This window comes from Desulfoluna sp. (assembly GCF_030145185.1).
In the GTDB taxonomy this organism is placed as follows: Bacteria; Desulfobacterota; Desulfobacteria; order Desulfobacterales; family Desulfolunaceae; genus Desulfoluna.
Genome location: NZ_JAQYWB010000004.1, coordinates 98491 through 120381, shown reverse-complemented (window position 1 = coordinate 120381; position 21891 = coordinate 98491). Strand labels below are relative to the sequence as shown.

The following is a 21891-nucleotide window of genomic DNA, read 5'->3' as shown; positions in this document are numbered from 1 at the left end:
GCAGGCAGAAGGCTGAAGGCTGAAGGCTGAAGGCTGAAGGCTGAAGGCTGAAGGCTGAAGGCTGAAGGCTGAAGGCTGAAGGCTGAAGGCTGAAGGCTGAAGGCTGAAGGCTGAAGGCTGAAGGCTGAAGGACGAGAGCAGCCCCGGTTGGGGGTGTCAAGTGAATAATGAAGGCCGTGGGCGACTCGTTGGAGTGGCTCACGGCTTTTTTAGTGAATAGTGAATAGTGAATAGTGAGTGGTGAGTGGTGAGTGGTGAGTGGTGAGTGGTGAGTGGTGAGTGGTAAAAACCAGGGCCGTCTCCCTGGCGCTGCGAAATGAGTAGAAACGGCAATTCAAAGGGGGGCAAGACCCAAAATGATATTTTGACTTTCATTGCCTTGGCGCCTGAAATAGAATTATAGCCCAAGGGCAAAACACGCTTACAAGGGAGGCTATGTGCAACAGGCCAATTTTACTCTCGAAGAGGCACACTCAAATTTTTTAAATGATTTTAAACTCCATGGGTTTAAAGATAAAAGTTCTCTAACCAGAATGGCGATTGATCACTTTAAAAACAAACTGGAACGTGAACAGCTGCAAAAATCCGCAGATTTATATTCTGAAATTTATTGCGAAAATGATGATCTGAAAAACCTGGCCGAAACAGCCCTAAAGGAGTGGCCAACATAACACGGGCGTAGCCCGTCAGCGAATGTGACGTGCCCGAGGGATACGCCTTTGCAAAAACCTCCGGCGTGACAAGTCCGCCTACGCCCGTGACTGCGTGTACCATTCAATTAACGGCGGTGGACTACGGCACGACAAGCGAGAGGGAAGCATTTCCAATCCGCTGTCAAAGTGGCACACCTTGCCGCCGGAGTTGTTCCGGTGAAAATCAATCTTTGAGTTCAAACCGGAGACCCTCAGCCTATGCGCTTGTGACGAACCTCGCATATCCTCAAAGGTCGTGCGAATGCGGATGCATGACAACCCAAAGTTCCGACAGCCATAGAGCATTCGCAAACCCGCTTTCAAGGTGGCGCCACCTTGCCGCCGGAGGCTTTTTCTCCCTGATCTTTAACCATAAAAAGGCACACACATGCAGGCAATGATACTGGCGGCGGGTCTTGGGACCCGGTTACGGCCCCACACCGAGGTTCGGCCCAAGCCGTTGTTTACCATCGGCGGGGTCACGCTCCTGGAGCGGCAGATTCACACCCTGGCTGCGGCGGGGTTTGAGTCCGTGATCATCAACACCTGCCACCTGGCTCAGGAAATCCACCGGTTTGTTGAAGGAAAATCCTGGCCGGTACCGGTCCACCTTCGGCAAGAAAAGACGCTCCTGGACAGCGCCGGGGCTGTGGCCAATGTGGCGGACCTTTTGGACGGCTCTTCTCTTCTCGTGGTGAACGGGGACACCCTGACCGATATCGACCCCAGGGCTCTTTACGAGAGGCATCTTGAGCAGAAAAATGCAGCCACCCTGGCTCTGATCAACCGGCCAGAGTTTAACAACGTCTCGGTAGATGGAAACGGATCGATTCATGCGTTCCGGAATCCCACGCCCGCAGGTATGCAGCGGCTCGCCTTCACAGGAATGCAGGTTGTCTCTCCCGACGCCATAGCCGCCATTCCCAATGGAGCCCCTTATGGCATGGTGGACCTCTACCGGGACCTCATCCAAACAGGAGCAAAAGTTCAGGGCGTCACGCTGGATCATTGCCTCTGGTTCGACTGTGGCACCGAGGAGAGATACCTGGAGGCATCCCGAACCCTCATGATCCCTGAGGCCTTCAGAAGGGCCATAGGCTCCGCGCCGGAAACCGTTACCACCGAGCGCCTCAAAGGAGACGGCTCCGATCGACAATGGTCCCGCCTGAGCACCCCAGAGGGAAACCTCATCTGCTGTGAACACGGCATCCACAGTCACGTTTCCACCGGTGAAGCCGCCGCCATGATCCACATCGGCACCCACCTCCAGACCCAAGAAATCCCCGTCTCCCCCATCCTCCACGGAGACGCCGTTTCGGGCCTCGTCTTCGTCGCCGATGCCGGAAACACCCACCTCGCCGACCTGGCAAAAACCCTGCCCGAAGACAAGGTGGAAGCCCTTTATCAGACCCTTATAGAGACCCTGATCCGCTTCTCCCAACAAGGCATTCAAGCGTTTAACACCCAATGGTGCTGGCAAACACCGGCTTATGATAAAAACATGATCCTCTCCATGGAGTGTCGCTACTTCATGGACGCCTTCATCAACGGTTACCTGGCCATGAACGAAGACCCCTCACCGTACCAGGACGCCTTCAACCACATCGCCGAGTCCGCCCTTGACGGCGCCCTCACCGGCCTCATGCACCGGGATTTTCAGTCCCGCAACATCATGATGGATGACAGCACCCCCGTGATCATCGATTTCCAGGGAGCCCGGCGCGGCCCCATCCAATACGACCTCGCATCCCTTCTTATCGACCCCTACGCCCAGCTCTCCGAGCCCCTTCAGGCCCGCCTCCTCACCCATGCCACCCGGACCCTTGAAGCCCAGGGCATCCCCATAGACGAAAAAATTCACACCAGCTACACCTTCTGCGCCATTGCCCGAAACCTCCAGATGCTCGGCGCCTTCGGCAACCTGACAAAAAAAGGCAAACCCGGCTTCGAAGAACACATCCCCCAAGCCCTTGCCACCCTCGAAAACCGCCTCAAAAACCTGAACGACCCAAGACTCGAAGGACTTTTCGGGTTGGTAAAAAATGCGAAGAAAAACCTGCCTCCGGCGGCAAGGTGGAGCCACCTTGAAAGCGGGTTTGCGAATGCGCATCGGAGGTCGTAACTCCGGCTGAAATGCGTCCGCATTCGTGTGAAGTGTGAGAAAACACGCAGTACGTCGCAAGTGCAGGAGCTGTAGGTGCGCAGAGTCCAATTCAGCCGTTGACTTTAACCGGAATAACTCCGGCGGCAAGGTGTGCCACCTCCAAAGCGGATTGCAAATACTCTCAGCCCTCGCTTGTCGCGCCGAAGGCTTTTGCAAAGGCGGATTCCTCGGGCTGATCACATTCGCCTTTTCGCTTCGTGGCTACGCCTGTGAACAACGGGGGCAGCAGATGGAGCGCCGCACTCCGGTGCGGCTTTTTGCTTCACAATGAATGTGTGATTCAATCAGTCGTGACAGCGAAGCAAAACAATAAGAAGGGCATCATCCGTGCCTTTGTAAACAAACCGGTACTCGCTGTCGATGCAGCGTGACCCGTGGGGTGCATTCCATGCACCAACGACTCCGAAAAAAAATTTAGCCACAGATAAACACAGATGCCCGCAGATGCGGCTGCGCCGCTGAAAAGAAGAATAAAAAAGAAAAAAAGAAAAAAAGAAAAAGCCTCCGGCGGCAAGGTGTGCCACCTTGAAAGCAGAATATGATTCTCCTGGTTATAAACGGTCATCCAACCGATGCCATGGATCCATTGTCAGATGGGCAAAACGCGAAGCGTGCCCATCAATAGATATTTTAGGGTCACACTGGCCGGGACCAAGCCCCCCGCAAAAAAAGCCGCAACAGAACGCGACGCGCCCAGATGGATGCCGTAGTACCTCCACACCACTCTCAAAGCCCTGGCATTATTTCCGTTCGGTAGGCCACATTTCTCTTCAACTTCTCTGCTATGCTGTTTTTCGGGCGCGCCGTGCTCCGTCGCGGCATTTACGCGAGACCGCTGGGAGGGAGTCCCTCGTTGGGATGTGATAACGGATGCGAGGCTAATTTAGGCTGTTAAGGTGGTTCGGGCCGGGGCCAAGCCCCCCGCAAAAAAAGCCGCGGCGGAGCGCGGCGCGCCCAGTTAAGTGCCGTGGTGCCTTCACTCCATTATCAAAACCCCGGCAGTGTTCCCGTTCGGTGGGCCACATTTCGATTCACCTTCAAAAAGGTAACCCTGATTTGAACCAGTCAAAGAAAATTTGTAACGATTCAGCCCATGCCACCCAATCCCCTCACACCGATGCGGCAGGGTCGATGAGGAAGGAAACCGTATAAAGGGTCTGTCCTTTGATAACCGTGTCGATGTGAAAGGTAGGGTGCGCCGTGCGCACCGCTTAACGTTCGATAAACCTGTAACGCCGCATTTTGTGATACGTGTTGAGACGGGGCCGGTGGTTTGCGTGACGTTGAACGGTGCGGGAGCCGCACCCTACGGGCTGAAACGTCTTTGCGAAACTTTTTTCAAAAAGAGACCCGCCAGAGACAGGATGAAGCTGAATGGTTACGAAAATTTAGCCACTGATAAACACCGATCCCCACAGATGCGGCTGCGCCTCTGAAAAGCAGAAAAAAGAATCCTTTTAAAAAAAGGACGTGAGCATGGAGGTGATTCATTTTGTCAAATGTGTAGTGCGACCCCTTTTCCTTGTGCTCCCAGACGCACCAAAGCCAACCGGCTGGATAGCGGGTTGGCTTTGGTTACTATCAGGCTTTTATATCAAAATGTCTACAACGCGGAGCCGCTGTGTTTCCAATAATCAGGAACGATAACTGGTAATTTGGGATCAATGATGGTTCCATCACCCGTGCTGATAAGAACTTTACCAGAGTCGGCATCAAACACCAATGAGGGCTGAGGCATCGGATTGTTCACCAACTTATATGACTTCACAGCAAAGGCCTCTTCGCAACTGCTAACGACATAGACACGCCCTCTGCCCGGTACACATGTGCCCCCTGCATTACACGGATCAGATGTAATCGTGACGGTTGGGGGTGTATAGGTTCCAAAAATCAAGATATTATCCATCACAAGGGGTGCCGAAATCACTTTTTCACCATCTCGAATAAAATCGAAGTACCAGCCCCTTCCACAATGCAGCTTACACTGCTCCAAATCAACGCCACACGTCAATTCACAAGGGTCATCGCCAGAATTACATTTGTCGACGCAACCATCGTAACCCGTCTCGCAATCAGTTTTACAAGACGTTGTATTGTCTGCTTCTGCTATCCCGATATTACCGTAAATTTCCTGAACCACACCTCCCGGGACGCTTCCGTCTGCCGGGAGAGAATTTCCATCCTTATCCTTCTCAGTGATAGAACTGGGATCGAGTGTAATCTTAGACAAATCGCTTCGCGTGTATGTTTTTAACCCGTTATCCGGAACGCAGTAAACGCTGTCCTTAAAATTAGAGTAATCATTTGCCACCGGGTCTTTTACGTCCCCCAAAGGATGCTCTCTATCGCCTGTACCAAAAAAAACACGATCTTCATTGCAGGCCATGCCTGCCACAGGGGCATAAAAAATTTTCTGATACAGATTTCTGCTGTCTCCTTCAATGGTCACGGCAAAGGGAGGATCATCAGAATTAGAGCTGTCCCCAGAAAAAAGCTTGTGACCGCTGTTCCAAGTGCCGTTTTCCCCAGCATCCTCCCAACGGTAAACATTGCCTTTAAGGTCACCTGCATAAACATGTGAGAAAATGCGGTTTTTCCCGCCTTTATGGTCGTGGTCAATGATTCTGGCATCCACGATGCAGGCCTCAACTAAACTGGAGGTACCATCGGCATTCAGACCCAATGTATGGAGAGGATTCCCGTCAAATCCGTATATGGCAACAAATCGACCCTCATTATCATCAGTACTCAGGAAATCATTATCCTGATTGGTATCGTATCCCCCAGCCACCAAAAAACCTTGCTCAATTAAATTATTGCTATCTTTCACCTGACAAAGTTGAGGTTTGCTCCATGACTGACCCCATGAATACCCATCACTGTCATTACCAACGGATGCTACATAAGAAGGGGTGCCAACGGTTGATACATCAATAATATGATATGTCTTTCCGCCTCGGCGCTCTCCGGCAATGAGATACTTGGGATTTTTCACCTTATAATCAACGCTTTCCGTCTCGATCGTGGTTGTATGGTCTTCATGCTCATAATACAGGGTAATATGTCCATCAGCAAACCAATGCTCTTCATCATCAAAGAAACTCTCCAGTTCATGGAGACGGTCTTTGAAATCCGGGTAGACAATGGCCCATTCCTCCTTGCCCGAATCGATACCTGATGACGCCTTGAAACAGTGAAGCATTCCCCCATTGGTTCCAACAAACAGATAGTCAGTCACATCATGAACATGATCCGTTGAATCAGGATAACGGGCAATGGCTACGTTTGAATGAATAATGTCACCGAGTGGCCAGTTGTACCCAAGCCCATATATTTTTCGAGTAAGAAACAGATCCAGCTCACCAACCGTTTGGGCATTAACCGTATCACCATAATACCCCCCTCCTTCCTTGGGGATCTCTATCGTCCCCGCAACAGCCAAGTCTGCTATATCACCAAGGCTCCCACCATTTAAAAACAAAATGTCACGTTTTACTTTTACCGTATTTAATATCTCTCTGGGAGTAGGATTATTACCAAAAGAGAGGCCTGTATTGATCTGATCATAAAGTTTGCGCGCAAGACCATCCTTGGCTTTTGGGTTGTCTTTTGGGTTGTCTGTTGTATTATAAGTCGGATCACCTCCTGGATACCAACAGTCACGGGTAGACGAGTCTACTTTGCCATCCATGTCAAACAGATTGTGAGCCTCATTTCCATTGACCTCACCTCCTTTGACCTCATCCCCGACACGCTTATATTTGGTAATATTTCCACGGCCTCTGGTACCGGCTTCATAGAGAAAGGAAGACATATACAAATCGCTGTCCGTGTAAATCATATCAGACTGGCTTACGGGTGAAGCTGCGGATGAAAATGAGAAATCTTCCATGGCCGAATTCAAAATAGAGTTCAACTCAGCAATCAGCTTTTCCTTACTGCTTGTAAACATATAGTGGCCGTGCCCATTCTCCGCAGCCTGAGTCAACAGGGGGCGGTCAATACTGCCTGCGTTTACTGCTAACTCAAGCCCAAGAGTATGAGTATGAATATTTTGGCGCCCTTTATCATTCTGTTTATTCGTCATATCTTTTTGAAAAAGAAAATACGACACATCATCCAGCCATTGCTGCTTATAGTTAACGTTTAATTTAGTTTCAAAAACCATCTTCACATCGTTGTCTACAAGTGGTGGCGTGGGAACGAAGCAATTCCCGATAGGTTTATCGGATACGGCGGTATTGTCATCTGGATCGAAATGGTAAAATGGTTTGTTCAGTATCCATTTCCATGAAACCCCTCTGCCCTTGTTCGTAAACAGCCCATCAAAAACTTCAAAGTCATCTTTGGGAGCCCCGTCGGTAATGATGATGATATGATTCTTCTGGTCCCTGCACTGGATAGGGCTTTTGTAAACAGAATCCGTTACGGAGCCCCCCCCACTATGGGTAGTATCAAAAAAACCAGTACTAAACGGAGCTGTATTGAACCAGCTTTTAGCACCTGCGAAATAACAACCGGCCTCTATCAAGGACTCGGCAAGAGGGGTCTCTTTTGAAATATCAGCCGGGTGTCCGAAATATAAAGGTTGTCCAAACTCTTTATAAGTACTCTTAGTCCTTTGATCATGGTCGTATTTTCCAAAAAGGATACGTTTAATGGTATCTTGCGAACTACCACAAGGAGCGGCAAGGTCAGCACCCTGGCTTGTCCAATGTGAAAGGTCGAAAAAGGTAGAAAATATTCCCAAATCAAACTGCATGATGCCATATCGTGCGTCATTCGTCCTTTTACTCACAACACTCCAGAGGGCATCAATTGCATTGTACCTCCTAGACTTAACTTTATCTAAATAATTCAGAAAATTACCTACCATAAGAGTATAAGTAATCGTCCCCCCACAAGAACAACCAAAAGCTTCCCATACTTTGCTTCGAGTCCAACCATCCTTAATCAGATTCTTTCTCGCATCCTCACAGTTAATAATTTGACGTCCTTTCCCGCCAGGATCACTGATATAAATACCATTTGGGATATTAGCGTCTAAAAAATTTCTTATGCTGTTAAATGGGCGGATATCTCCAGCCATTCTTACATAGACCTTGTTGGTTATATAGTCTCCGTAACCAAGATCTTCTACTTCAGTCGAACTGTCATTGTGGAATCGTCGATATTCTTCTTTAGAGTCATAAGGTTCACTGCTATCAATTTCGTTCCAGTTAAGGCTTTTTTGAGCATTTTCCATATACCGCAAGTAATTTATATAGTCTCCGGTCGCATAAAGATTCTGCTCATCGGTATTTTCGATTTCACCATGTTTATCCAGATCCCCTTGAAACATTCCGAATTTTAAAAAAGACTCCACAACATCTTCGTTTTTTACTTCATATATCTGTAACCAATTTCCAGGATGAAAAGGGTGCCAGTCCCCTGCCCCTGTGGTCTTGTTTATTACCAACCAATAAAAAATATTGTCTTCGTACTTATGTTTTCTATAACCACTCACGCCATAATCATTTCCCTCAAAGCCTCTATCTCTATAGCTTTGTTTATTACTGCTATCTGGATTGGAATCGTTATTATCCTCATCTCTCCGGATATTCCAATTTCCTGACGAACCTTCCAGGGCCCCACTGCTGTCTCTTTTTATAATAAAGGCACCCTCGCTATCGTAGCTTTCGATACCATCCGGCAGAACATCCTGCCTTCTCATACTCAAAGAGGTATCCATCAAAAACAGAACGTTGGGCTTGATCGCCACCGAACACTCATCAAACACATCTATATCGTATGCCATTGCTCCTGTTGGAGTCATCATCATGAACACCAGCAGTATAATTATCAGTCGTCTCATCCTATCCCCCTTCACAAGTAATGTTTAGAACAAGTCTGCATTCTGCTCCGCAGGCAGTGAAATACCCTTCTGCACCCAGGTAACGGAAAGGTTCGTTGAGTTTCGCCTGTAAGATGTGGCTGTGACTGCAAAACGACGCTTATCAATGGAACCGGCGTAGTACCGGTGAGGAAGGCGGGGAACGGTTCTTGCCGGCTCCGACAGGGTACAAAAGGCAGGGTCACTGCCATTCCCGCTACACGTCGGCTCGGTTTCATCGACGATCCTTCGAATTTCAATCAATGCAATACTGCTTGAGGTCCCCGGGGAATCCAGAGGAAAATCCTGCGGAGAATCATTGATATAGAAAGCAGTCTTAAAATCTCTGTACTTTGTATCGTTGAGGACATGGGCAATATCATAGGTGGTACCCACCTTTGACTGACTTCGAAAATTGGCGATAGAATCGTTCAACGCCGCCTCAGCCCCCGCCAACTCTTCACTGTACCTCCGAGAGTTTTCAGCAATCTTGATCTCAAACACCGAAGTCTGTGTCGCGATAAGCCCCATCACCGTGATGATAAGGATAAACATCAGGGTAAAGAGCATCACGTAGCCCTTTTCGTTGGATACATTTGCTGACATCACACCCCCTATTGAAGCATATTTGGCGGTTTAACCATCATTCGAGACAGAGTCTCTCTCTGGCCGGTCTTGATAGAATTCCAAACCGCCACCAGATAAACATTGCGATAGTTCACATCCCCAACGGTCTCCGTTTGGCCACAAAAAAGACCGGCCTTGTTGTTGCTTGAACCCATCCAGAAATAGGCTGCATTATTGGCTTTTGCCTTGGTCAACAGATTGGCGTAACCAACCCCATTGACAGCACCTAATGAGTCGTAATCAAGGCACTCCACCATCTCCGTCCCAGCAGCAAGAAGCTGAGATGCCATGTCCTTTCGCCTCGTCTCCTCGTCGGTCTGAATGGCGTTGAGCTGCAAGCCGATCACCCCGAACATGGCCACTGCAAAAATCGCCATGGAAAATAGGGCTTCCAGAATGGTAAATCCATTTTCTTTATTCATTGTCAGGTCTCCCTGTTTGCGATCAATAGTACATATTTCGAAGTTTCACGGTAGTGGTATAAAGACGGTATGAGTAGTTATCTGTATCCAAATCAGTATCTATGTTAACCCCCGGTATATTATCAACTTTATTTTCTACGGCATCCTTATTCTTTCGTTTGTTGCTTCGCATGAGCAGCCAGATCTTGGCAGCACGTATCCGGTCAATGGAGGGCTCTGCAGTCAAAGGCTTAGGAGATTCATCATTGGTTGCGATCTTCCCGACGCTATTAAGAGTATAATAATTGTCAAGCAGGTCATCATTGTCGTCATCATAAGCCCAGATCACATTGTTGCCGTCTTTTTCAAGAACGCCATACTTATTATTGCCTGCCCCCAAGCCATCTTTGTCATAGGCATAGAGGACTCTAAATACCTCTACATTTTTAAGAAACGCATTGTTATTGCCATTACGACGGACCACCTTCGCCCCATCGTTCTGGAGGTGCCACGAATAAGAAATGTTGGTATCGGTGTTCACGTTAAAATAGTTAAACTCAAAATTGTCGATTGCTGCGTTTATCATCCCTGCTACCTGGTCAGGTTTAGGTGAATACCCGGCAATCATCAATTCATTGGACAAAATAGAAAGCGCCGCCCTCCCCTCCTGCTGCATCATCACCTTCATCTGGTGGTCTTCGTGGGTCTGGGTCTGATCGATGATCAATGTGCAGATGGCGGTAATAAAAATTGATCCCATCACCAGGGCCACGAGGATTTCAAGGAGTGTGAAGCCCAAGTGGTCAAGAGATACCGACAACCTTACCGTCTTTTTCTGTTTACCCTTTTGCTTTGTTATCATTTATTACCCTCACACCGATTGTCGTTATTCTCACTTTAGGTAGCATTGCCATGGCCCTCATCTTCTTCTGTGGATTGTCCCTCCGTTTACGTTCCAGGACTGAGATCTTGATGCATCCCCGATGCCTGCCTTAGAGTACCAAGATTACCTATAACAACGCTGTACTCTCGTTTTGTGAGTGAACTCCATGTCCTCACTGTTCCGCTGTTAGTGGCCACAAGGATTCCCCGAGAGTTGTAGGCCATGCGCTCTTGATTTGTGTCACAATCTATATGTTTTAGTTTCAGAAATATTTCTTCTTTAATATCATTATTGCCATCGTTCCAGCATATAAACATCTTTTCAAATTTAGCGGTTTTTGGCGGAATATTGGGATCAGGAGGGTCAGCAGGGGCAGGAACATTAACGACACCTCCGTCACCGTCGCAATACTCTACGGTTATCGTCTTCCCCTCTTTGATGGCCTTCATTCGTGTATGCTGCAAGGCATTGTAAATCTCCCTTGATGCCCCCGCAGTCCTTCTATTCGATAAAAACTCCTTCCAGGAGGGCGCCGCAATCATGACGACAATAGCAATCATGGCGACGGCCACCATGAGTTCAAGGAGGGTAAAGCCGTTCTTATTTTTCATCACAAGCTCCCGGTTTTTGGAATCAGGAAAGAGTTCATTCACTTAATTTCAATTATTCAAAGTACCTGCATTGCATCTGCAAGTGAGATCCCGTGGAATCACCCCGATACATAAAGCAAAAGACACGCCAAGAGAACAATGTTTAAAACATTTACATTTCTACCCAAATCGAAGAGTAGCAATATAGAAGGGGCTTCCGCGATGCTGCCACGAAATCAAGGGTTTTTGGCACTGTCGCTTAGGCCGCCCCTTGCATGAGGGGGCCCCAAAAAGCCCATATCACTATCAAACTTTTTAATAGCTATCGAAAAAGCACAAAAAAAACGTGGCATTGCAATACTACTCTGTCATTTAATTTTTTTTACACCTGGTTAAGTTTCTGGCCCACCTTATTTCGCAATGCACTAAGAAACATGGCGTTTCGCTCGTTGATCAGGGGCAAACGATCCACACGTCTTTCCTGTTAAAAAATTTTACGACTGTTTACGAAACACAACGAATCATACAATTTTTAGAATGACGGGTTTAGTTAAATGTGATCACTGATATTGACAAAGGGAGGGGAGGGAGAGCCTGGTTTATGCCTATGGATTGGTTTTCAAACAAAGGGCTATTTAACCATGGGACATGAAAAACACGAACAGGACCGAATCCTGCTGCCCGACAATAAATGGTATGCTCCCAAAAAGCCTCCGGCGGCAAGGTGTGCCACCTTGAAAGCAGGTTACGAATGCGCTTTGCCCCATGTCACGGCGTAGCCGCAGGCGAAGACGGATCGCTTGTCGCGCCGTAGCCCATTGACGTTGGTCGACTGGTGGCGCATAGACATGGGCGTAGGCGGACTTGTCACGCCGGAGGCTTTTGCGTAGGCAGATTCCTCGGATCAAATCACATCCGTATTTGGGGTGATGCAAATTTGAAATATTTATTTAAGACCTGTTTGTTAAACTTTTCAAAAGTTTAGCCCCCGGCAGGGCCGCCGGAGGCACTATCTGAATAGTTACTAATAAGTCGTAACTATTCAGCCCAATCTACCTGAGTGGAGATAACATCCCGCCATACGACACCCCGTAGGCGTGTGTTTACGCACCATTTATTCGGAAAACCAACACCTTTCGCCATTTAATGGCAGAGTGAGAAGCACCCGTACACGGACTTTCGTGACCGTTGCGATTGGTCCACGGTGCGCAAGCGCACCCTACCTCACAGCCCCCACACCGTTGGCAACGGGTCACATAAGGGTGCCCTTGCTGCTATTCCACCGGAGCCTCATACAGAAGAGAAAAGTAAATCCAGGCATGGATCCCCGATCATTTGGCGATACAAAAGGGGGCAGGTGTCGGGCAGTAACGCTGCGGGAAATAAATAATCATACATTGACTCACCAGAATTCCGTTGGGATTTGACCCGAGGAACGATGGGAAAAGCCCATCGGAAACCTGCTTTCAAGGTGGCTCACCTTGCCGCCGGAGGCATTGTTTTTGTACTTTTATATTTTTCTTGCAACCTAAAGCGCGACAACGACACCTATTCCCCCGGGCAGCCGGGGAAGACGAGGAGGGACGAAGGGTATCACTCTCGCGACCCTCTTTTTCGCCCCACCCACGTCTTTCCCGCGAAGGCGGGAACCCATTTTAATTGTAGAATACTGGCGGGCTTTCTGATGCAGGCAGTGACGTAAGGGCCTACAATTCATGCACGTACCACGCACTGTGCGTCTCTTTGCACTTCACGCGAATGCGGACGCATTACAGCCCGGAGTTATGACTCCCGATGCGCATTCGCAAACCCGCTTTCAAGGTGGCACCACCTTGTTCCGGTAAAAATCAACGGCTGAGCTATATCCTGCTCACCTGTAATTCATGCACTTGCCACGCACTGTGCGTCTCTTTGCACTTCACGCGAATGCTGACGCATTACAGCCCGGAGTCATGACTCCTGATGCGCATTCGCAAACCCGCTTTCAAGGTGGCACCACCTTGTTCCGGTAAAAATCAACGGCTGAGCTATATCCTGCTCACCTGTAATTCATGCACTTGCCACGCACTGAGCGTTTCTTTGCACTTCACGCGAATGCGGACGCATTACAGCCCGGAGTTATGACTCCCGATGCGCATTCGCAAACCCGCTTTCAAGGTGGCGCCACCTTGTCGTTACTGCCCTGAAGTACTGGACTTCCAGTATTCGGATTTCACCACGGGGAGTCCGGAGTCATAAACCTCGCCATCGCCTGTGCTGATGAGGACATTTCCGGATTCTTTGTCATAGATCAGAGCAGGCTGTGGCATGGGGTCCTGCCCCTTGGTGACGATGGATTTCACGTCAAAGGACAAGGGACAGGCGTTGACAATATAGACCCGGCCTTCCCCTGTGATGCATTCGTTAGAGGCCCCGCAGCGACTGGTAAAGGCCTCCGTTTCTTTCGGGGTATAGGTTCCGAAGATCAGGTTTCCATTGACGACGCTGATTTCTGAGATTACCTTCTCGCCGTCTCGCTCAAAATCGAAATACCACCCTTTGAATTCTGACAAATCCGCGACGGTGGCTGTCTCATTGTAGGATTCACTGCCATCCACATTCCCTATGGAATCGCCAATTTGAAAGCACGCCAGGTCCGACCGGATCAGGGTGTCGTGATCGCTTAAATCACCGGCGTCCTGTTCCCAACGCTCACGAATGGCGTAGACGCTGTTGATCACAGTCTTGTCTTCGGGTTTTTCCCGGTCTCCGGTGCCGGCGTAGACCATATCGATGCCGCAGCCTTTTCCGTACATGGGGGCATAAAAAATCTTCTGTTTCACTTTCGTGCCGTCGTCCTCTTTCGGCTCAAAGAGTTTATGACGCCGGGGCCAGGTGCCATCCATGACGGAGCAGTCGCCTTCAATCTCTCCATCGCCGCAGTCGGCGGGCCGTTCAAAGGACATCGTCTTCCATTTTCCATCGGCCCCTTTTCGAAGCTCATCGGCAAAATGGTACACATTACCGGCCAGGTCACCGGCGTAGATCCGGGAAAAAATACGCGCCCCGTCGTGGTCGTGATCGACAATCCGCGCCCCCACGATGCACGCCTCAATATTATGGGAATCCCCTGATGCATCATAATATTCCGTGAACTCACGGATCATCTCGCCTTCAAGGTCATAAAGCGCCACAAATCTCCCGAGGGAATCTGTCACCGGAGGATTCTGGGTATCCAAGTCCTGATTGGTGTCATAGCCGCCCCCCACCAAAAATCCAAAATCCTTAACGCCAGCCGCTCTCACAATCTGGCAGAGCTGTGGCGTGCTCCAGGATTGTCCCCAGGGAGAATCGCCCCCCACCATGGAGACGTACTTCGGTGCATTATTAAGCGCCTGGGCAACGTTCACGAGGTGATAGGCACTCCCCCCCCTTCGTTCTCCGAAAATAAGAAGGGTGGGCGCTCTCTTCTCTCCCCCCCCGGTATCGGGCTTCGTGTGATAAAGCACCATCTGCCCGTCAATAAACCAGGGGTGAACAAGGGTATTCGTGAGCTCAAAGAGCCGTTTCGTCTGATCCGGGGGCACCAGGGCCCATATTTCCTGTCCGGTGCCCATGTCAAAGCAGTGAAGCATCCCGTCGTTGGCCCCGACAAAGAGCATGGGCAGATGACCACCAGAGATCGGGTACTGCGCTACCACGACATCCGTGTGGACGATGTGCCCCAGGGGCCAATTCAGGGCCAACCCATAGACCTCTTGAGTGAGAAACTGTTGCAAATCCTTGACGCCATACGTCCCCCCATCGGCCTTCACGTCATCGGCCTTGACGTCATAGGCCTCGGAGAAGGCCTTCGGGCTGAGGCCCATGGCCATCGTGCGCAGATCTTTGACATGGTATTTCGGATGGTCGCCATTGTCTACGGTCACCTTGACCCCATAAATCTTCCGGTCATTGGCCACCTTGTTAAGCTTGGCACTCCAGTCCGCATTCTCCTGAAAAGTAATCCCTGCAAGGCGGTTGAAAAGGACCCCGGCTACCCCTTCCTGGGGCGCGTCCTCATTGGCACTGTTGTTAAAATTTTTCGACCAGAGATCCTTGACACCGCTTTGCACACCCCCGGCTCCCACCAGGGGAGATGAGGCCCCTCCCTTCAAGCCCATGATCACATCACCCGAGCGACTGAATTTTTTGACGTTGCCCTCCCCCCTCTCATCGCTGCTCACATGAAAGGTGGTCAGCAGGGTTTCATCGCCGGAGTAGGTGAGATCATCCTGCCGCACCGGGGTCACGGCAGAGGAGAAGGTGGATGTCTTGATGGCGCTTGCAACAATGGTCGTCAGCGCTTTTGAGAGAGCCTCCCGCATCGTGTCTGCATTGGATTGGTTCGCTGTTTCCGCAGACTGACCGCCCACCACAAAGAAATGACCCTCCCCATTTTTTGCCGTGTTATTTAACAACCACTCGTTGGCCTGGGGAGCGTCGGCGTCCATGCGGAAGCTGATGGCATGGGTATGCAGAGGCTGCGTCCCCTCCAGCGGGGAGAGATCCTTATCGGCCAGAAAATCAGCCACATCATCTACCCAGGTCTGCTTGAACTTCTGGTCAAAGCACACGCCAAACAGGGAGAGACAAAACTCTTTGTCCTTATCGTAATCCCCAATTTTTGACGCATCGTCCGCCGTGAGCTTGCCGTTGGGCAGGTAGGTGCGAAAATTCCAGGTTTTGATGGCGTCTTCATCGGGAAAGGAAGGATCCACGAGGGCAAAATCATCTGAAGGCGCCCCATCGGTGATGATGATCACATGGTTCCCTTGCTCCGGGCATTCAATGGGACTCATGTAGCTTCGCCCCACGGTTGTCCCCGTGTGATAAGATCGATCCGCTGAAAAAAAAGAGGACTTCATGGTGTAGGAGTTAAACCAACTCGGCTGACCCGCAAAATAAAGTCCCGCTTCGATGAGGCTCTCAGCCAAGGGGGTCTCCTTACCGATATCACTCTTAGAACGTCCGAAGTGCAGCGGCTGCCCGTACTCTTTGTCTGCATCGGAGGTGTGAGTGTAAAGCACCCGTTTTATATCCGCAAGACTTGCACCACATGGCGCAGCCAGGTCCCCACCGTCGCTCTTCCAGGAAGAGAACGTGGGGAAATGCCCTAAGTCGAACTGCATAATGCCGAAATTCACATCATGATGGCGGGCCTGAATCACGTCGTATAAGGCGTCAATGCCATTGTACCGACGGGACCTTTTCATGTCGAGATAGTTAATAAAATTACGCGTCATGAGAAGTTTGGTCGTAACAGCCCAGCTCAGAAGTTTCGAAGGGCATGAATTATCACCGGATAATTTGATCTTTCGCTTGCTCCACCCATTGGAGAGGAGATCGCTTTTAACCTCTACACATGCAATATCCTCAACCTTCGTATTTCCGCTGAAATGAAAATAGGTCCCTCCGATTTTATGATACACCCTATCCAATGCCCTTTTGTAACTCCCGTCGGTAATGGCGTAATCGCCATATCCCATCCCATCCCCGTGATAGTTATAGTAATCGGTGCTTGGACAGTAATGATCAAGATCAGTCCCTGATGATCCGTTCTCCTGACCTTTGGCGAACGAAACCTTTTCCATCTCCCGTTCTACATACCTTATATAATTTAAATAATTGCCTGATGCGACAATTTTTGAAGTAACCAAAGTCCCCCCACACTCACCCGTGTGCGAGCTCAACTCTCCTTCAAAATACCCTTTAGAAGTAATATCATCAATGGCCTCCTGGCACGTCACATCACTTAAATGCGATATCTTATCCCCCCATAAAGAGCCCAAGGTAAGCCACAAACCACCTTTCGACGGCTTGTAATACAACCTGTAGGGTTCATCGTACTTCATATCCGAGGCCCAATCGGTTTTACCGTGGGCGTATGCTCGGATAGAATCATCATACGCATCCTGATTCCGCATGCTCAGGGACGTATCAAAAATCACCAGCACGTTTGGCGGGATTGCGTTGTCGCAGTCGCTGAAGACGTCGATGTCCTCGGCTTGAGCGACGGATGCCATAAGCACAAGCATCAAAATCAGCTGTATCAGTCGTTTCATCTTTTCCCCCTGCAGCCCCGAAATAAACATGGACTCTTTATGACGATGTCATGGTTCAAAAAGCAGCCTCCGGCCAGGGGAGGATCCCCTGGACCCCAGGTTGCGAATACGATGCGGCTGTCGGTACTCAAAGCACCTCGCGTCCGCGTCCGCATTCGCGCGAAGGGCGAGTACATCGCAAGCGCATTAGCTGCCGGTTCTTCCGTGTCAATTTACGGGTTGACAGTCACCGGAATAACTCCGGCTGCAAGGTGAGCCACCTCGGATGCGGATTCGTAAAAGTGAATCCGCATTTTGCATTTTCCTGGACAGGCTGACTTAGAACAGATCCCGATCCTGCTCGGAGGGCAGCGCCACGCCTTTCTGCACCCAGGTATGGGAGGGTTCAACGCTCCCTCTCTTCATGGCTGTGGCCGTAACAGCAAAACGTTTGCGGTCGACGGATCCGTCGTAGTACCGATGGCTCAAAACCGGCACCGCATTGGACTGGGGCAACAGGCCGGGGACCACTCCCGTCTCGCCCGATTCCGGAATAAAGATCCGACGAATCTCCACCCGGGCCAGGGCCACGCCGTCCAGGCTTCGCGTCTCCACGCAGCTGACGGTCTGGTTCCCCGGGTTGTCGGTGTCATTTAAAAGGGCCGCCATGTCCGTCTCTTTGGTCTCATCCTCGGGCTTGCGAAAGTTCCGGACAGCAAGGTTTACGGCCGTCTCGGCCCGGGTAAACTCCTCATCGAGGGTCCGCTGATTGCCGGCCATTTTGATTTCAAAGACACTGCTGCGGGTGGCGCCCAGACCAACCAGGGTGAGAACCAGCATCACCACCAAGGCCAGGAGCATCACCGAGCCCTCTTCGTCGTCTCTGTATCCCGTTCCATCCGCCATCACCCCTCCCTGTCCGGCGATTTCACCACCGTTCTGAAAATCTGTTCCTGACGCGTTCCCAGCGTCCACTGGACACAAAAAAACACCGTTTTTGTCATTTCGGTGGTATTTTCCGAAACAAAACGGCTCAACGCGTACCCTCCAGGGCCCACATCGATGGTCACCCCCACACTGTTGTCGCCAAAGGGAGCCTTGCGCCATGCCTCACGTTTATCCGCAGTCCCTTCAACGCTCCCTGTGTTATTCAAGGAGCCATAGGTGCTCAGCCCGATTCGTTCGGCGTGAAAGGCCAGCAACCGGTTGGCGTCATCCCAGTGGCGCGTCTCCGCGTTCGTCCGCAGCGCATTCAATTGAAGTGTCATGATCCCCAAGATCCCCACGGCAAAGATCACCATGGTCACCATCACCTCGATGAGGGTCATCCCCTCCTCGTTATTGCTCTTCTGCACGGGGTCCCCCTTCTCAAAAATACATGTTCCTCAGCTTTACCGTGGAGGCAAAGGACCGATACCGGTAATCGGAGTCCAGCGTTGAGGTATCCAACCCGGGAATATTGAAGACAAGATCCTGAGGCACGTCGAGGAGCTTCTGCCGGCCGCTACGCAGCAACAACCAGAGACGGACTCCGCGAATCTGCTCAAAAGGAATGCTGGCCGTGGTGGTGTCGGGGGTGGTAAAGGCCATTTGCCCGTCAGCCCCGGCCAGATAGCAGGTATCCAGAACACCATCTCCGGTACTGTCATGGCACCACTGGGTGCCCGCACCAGAAGGCTCGAGGTCGCCATACCCGCTTGAAGCCCCAGGGCCATCACGATCCCAGGCGTAAAGGATGGCAAAGGCCGCCACATTGGTGAGCAGAACATCGGTAACGCCACCCGTGATGCGCTCCAGGGTCGTAGGGGTACCGGAGTTCAGTCGATAGGAGATGGTTTCACCGGAATCATTCTGTCCGTTCTCGTTAAAATCACAGACAAAGGTCACCCCACGAAGGGCTGCCGTTGTCATCCCTGAACCGGAGGTGCTCCCATTCAAAGCCTCTGTGGCCTCAACACCCATGGGAAAATAGCCGGCCTGACGCATCCCATTCGACAAAATATTAAGAGCGGCCCGGCCATCCTGCTGAAGGGTCATTTTCTGGTTTTCATCCACCTGAAGACGATTCTGATTGTCGAAGATCTTATAGATAAAAAGCATCAGCACCGACGAAAGAACCAATGCCACCAGGATTTCCGCGATGGTAAAACCTCTTTCATCTCCCGGATGGGCTATCATACGCCCTCCCCAGGCACCGTCTTGCCTCTCATGTCGATAGTCCCCACGGCCGAAACGGAGAGTGCATAGGCTCTACGAGTGAGGGTGTTCGTCACCTCCACACCGGCCGCACTCCCCGTCAGCGTCCCCTGGGGATTAAAAAACACCCCCCGGCCGTCAGCCAAAGACCGCTTGGCCTTCACCGGAGCCTCAAAGGAGAACCGTTCCCGGATCTCATCCAGGGCCTTGCCGTCAGCGTCGATTTCGGTCAACTTCCCGTCATTATTGAGATCCAAGCCAAGCACAACATCGGAAAAAGAGGTGTTATCACTGCCTGGATCGCCAAACTGGATCCACACGGCCCCCCCCTCCCTGACCGCCAGAATGCGGCCATGCTGAAGCAGGTCATACACCTCTCTGGCCGCTGACTTGGTCTTAACATTCACCGTCATTTGCCTGAACTCGGGCAGGGCAATCCCGGCCAGAATACTCAGCATGGCCACCCCCACCATCAACTCCACGAGGGTAAACCCCGTGGTCCTTCTGCATATTTCCATGATCCTCCCACCACTCATACGTAATTGCTTGTGTTCATTGTTTACCACCAGATAACAACTAAGCAATACCCATACCATCGTCGATACCCACAGCCTATCAAGGAGCCGCGACATCTTTCGCAGAGGCGAGAGATTAAAGTTTAGCCTTTGTTATAAATGATTTTTTTCTTATTTAAGCGATAGCTAAAATAAAAAGCGAAAAGCGTGTTGTGATGGGATTTTTGAAACCGCGACAAAATGTGGAAAGGGGCAGGTATTAAAATATTTTATACTGAGCAGTCATTTTTTCTTCTATCACGTGCAGGTGCCTTCACGCTGCGTGCGAATGTGGACGCATTTCAACCCAGAATGCCGGGATCCCGAGGCGCATTCGCAAACCCGCTTTCAAGGTGGCGTCACCCTGGAAGCTCATCTGAGGTTGTGCAGTTTCATTTTTGAGAGGAGGGAGGGGTGACTGATCTCCAGAATCTTGGAGGCTTGCGTGCGATTGCCACCGGTTTCTTTAAGGGCACGCCGGATCATCACCCGCTCCAACTGGCGCACGGCAACCTTGAGGGAAAAGCCTTCAGGAGTCAAGAGTCCCTCCCCATCAGATTTTTCCAGAGACTTTCCGGTGATAGAGGGAGGAAGAGAATCGGGCTCAATGCGGTTTCCGTCAGATAAAACCACGGCACGTTCGATGGCGTTCTCCAACTCACGCACGTTGCCGGGCCAGTGATACCCCAACAGCAGCTTCATGGCTCCAGGAGCGATCCCGGTCACCTGGCTTCCTAATTTTCGGTTGAACTTCTTTAAAAAATGGTCGCAGAGAAGAGGGATATCCTCCTGTCGACCGGATAGGGGAGGAAGCGCAACCATCAGGACATTGAGCCGAAAATAGAGATCCTCTCGAAAGGTCCCTTTGGCCACCTCTTCCTGCAGATTACGCGAGGTAGCGGCGATGATGCGCACATCAATTTTCCGGGTTCGCACATCACCCACGGGACGAACCTCACTCTCCTGAAGAACGCGCAGCAGTTTGACCTGCATGGCGATGGGAAGTTCCCCGATCTCATCCAGGAAAAGGGTCCCCCCGCTGGCCTCCTCAAACAGCCCCTTCTTGTCATAGGTGGCCCCAGTAAAGGCCCCCTTTTTGTGCCCAAAAAACTCACTTTCCATGAGGGTCTCGGGAATGCCTCCACAGTTCACCGGCACCAGGGGCATCTGCGCCCGATCACTCTCCTTGTGAATGCCCCGGGCGATAAGTTCCTTGCCGGTGCCACTCCCGCCAATGATCAAGACCGTGGTGGCGTACCGGGCTGCTTTTCTGGCCAGGAGAAAGACCTCCTTCATGGCGTCGCTCTTGGCCACCATGCTGGAGAATCGAAACTGGTCCTCAATCCGGCCCAGCTGATTTTTGAGAAAGAGGTTTTCATTTTTCAAGGCCCGGTGCTCGGCGGCTCGGGAGAGAAGCAGGGTCACCTCATCGGGCTTGAAGGGTTTGGAGATAAAATCAAAGGCCCCGTGACGCATGGCCGACACCGCGGTATCGATGGTGCCGTAGGCACTCATCATGATCACCATGGAGCGTGAAAAGAGCCCCTTGTTCTCCTTGAGCAGGGAGATCCCGTCCACCCCGGGCATCTTGACATCGAGAAGAATAAAATCATACGGGGCCTTTTGCGTTGCCGCCCTCTCGGCCATTTTCACTCCGGTGGAGCCGGTGGCCGCCGTCTCTGCCGTGTACCCCTCTTTCTCCAGCAGTGTCATGAGCATGTGCCGCATGTTCTTTTCATCGTCGATGATCAGGATCTTTTCCGCCACGTCTTCCTCCATAGCCTTCTATGATCAAAGTGCATAAAACGCATGCCTCCGGCGGCCAGGGGATAATCCCCTGGACCCCAGGT

The 21891-nt window shown here is 50.8% G+C and carries 13 protein-coding genes; 2 read left to right on the top strand and 11 right to left on the bottom strand.

The features are described from left to right. The first annotated feature begins 437 nt into the window (after positions 1-437). Together Q1Q75_RS02085 and Q1Q75_RS02080 are read left to right on the top strand one after the other, a co-directional pair. Entirely contained in the window at positions 438-671 is a 234-nt protein-coding gene (locus Q1Q75_RS02085) for a hypothetical protein (RefSeq protein ID WP_300667355.1), read from the top strand. Between the two features lie 409 nt (positions 672-1080). Further along, positions 1081-2814, top strand: coding sequence for a sugar phosphate nucleotidyltransferase (locus tag Q1Q75_RS02080; RefSeq protein ID WP_300667354.1), 1734 nt, complete (start codon positions 1081-1083; stop codon positions 2812-2814). 1645 nt (positions 2815-4459) lie between these two features. Here Q1Q75_RS02080 and Q1Q75_RS02075 read toward each other — a convergent pair. From Q1Q75_RS02075 to Q1Q75_RS02025, 11 genes are all read right to left on the bottom strand, one after another. Then, on the bottom strand, positions 4460-8710 hold the full coding sequence (locus Q1Q75_RS02075; RefSeq protein WP_300667353.1) for a hypothetical protein: 4251 nt from the start codon (positions 8708-8710) through the stop codon (positions 4460-4462). 24 nt (positions 8711-8734) lie between these two features. Next, positions 8735-9334, bottom strand: coding sequence for a pilus assembly PilX N-terminal domain-containing protein (locus Q1Q75_RS02070; RefSeq protein WP_300667352.1), 600 nt, complete (start codon positions 9332-9334; stop codon positions 8735-8737). 8 nt (positions 9335-9342) lie between these two features. Then, positions 9343-9777 (bottom strand): prepilin-type N-terminal cleavage/methylation domain-containing protein, encoded by a 435-nt coding sequence (locus Q1Q75_RS02065; RefSeq protein WP_300667351.1) that lies wholly within the window; start codon positions 9775-9777, stop codon positions 9343-9345. 22 nt (positions 9778-9799) lie between these two features. Then, complete coding sequence (locus tag Q1Q75_RS02060) at positions 9800-10618, bottom strand: PilW family protein (protein ID WP_300667350.1); 819 nt, start codon at positions 10616-10618, stop codon at positions 9800-9802. An 86-nt stretch (positions 10619-10704) separates the two neighbouring features. After that, positions 10705-11250 (bottom strand): Tfp pilus assembly protein FimT/FimU, encoded by a 546-nt coding sequence (locus Q1Q75_RS02055; protein WP_300667349.1) that lies wholly within the window; start codon positions 11248-11250, stop codon positions 10705-10707. Positions 11251-13403: 2153 nt separating this feature from the next. After that, positions 13404-17312, bottom strand: a complete 3909-nt coding sequence (locus Q1Q75_RS02050; RefSeq protein WP_300667348.1) for a pilus assembly protein — start codon at positions 17310-17312, stop codon at positions 13404-13406. A gap of 318 nt (positions 17313-17630) precedes the next feature. Next, on the bottom strand, positions 17631-18197 hold the full coding sequence (locus Q1Q75_RS02045) for a PilX N-terminal domain-containing pilus assembly protein (RefSeq protein WP_300667347.1): 567 nt from the start codon (positions 18195-18197) through the stop codon (positions 17631-17633). Further along, positions 18197-18646 carry a prepilin-type N-terminal cleavage/methylation domain-containing protein gene (locus tag Q1Q75_RS02040; RefSeq protein ID WP_300667346.1) on the bottom strand — a complete coding sequence of 150 codons (450 nt, stop codon included), beginning with the start codon at positions 18644-18646 and terminating at the stop codon, positions 18197-18199. Before Q1Q75_RS02040 ends, Q1Q75_RS02045 begins: the two co-directional genes overlap by 1 nt. 13 nt (positions 18647-18659) lie before the next feature. After that, positions 18660-19469, bottom strand: a complete 810-nt coding sequence (locus Q1Q75_RS02035) for a PilW family protein (protein ID WP_300667345.1) — start codon at positions 19467-19469, stop codon at positions 18660-18662. Beyond that, entirely contained in the window at positions 19466-20005 is a 540-nt protein-coding gene (locus tag Q1Q75_RS02030; RefSeq protein ID WP_300667344.1) for a GspH/FimT family pseudopilin, read from the bottom strand. The genes Q1Q75_RS02035 and Q1Q75_RS02030 overlap by 4 nt, the downstream gene beginning before the upstream one ends. 408 nt (positions 20006-20413) lie before the next feature. Beyond that, positions 20414-21808 carry a sigma-54 dependent transcriptional regulator gene (locus Q1Q75_RS02025; RefSeq protein ID WP_300667343.1) on the bottom strand — a complete coding sequence of 465 codons (1395 nt, stop codon included), beginning with the start codon at positions 21806-21808 and terminating at the stop codon, positions 20414-20416. Positions 21809-21891 lie beyond the last annotated feature (83 nt).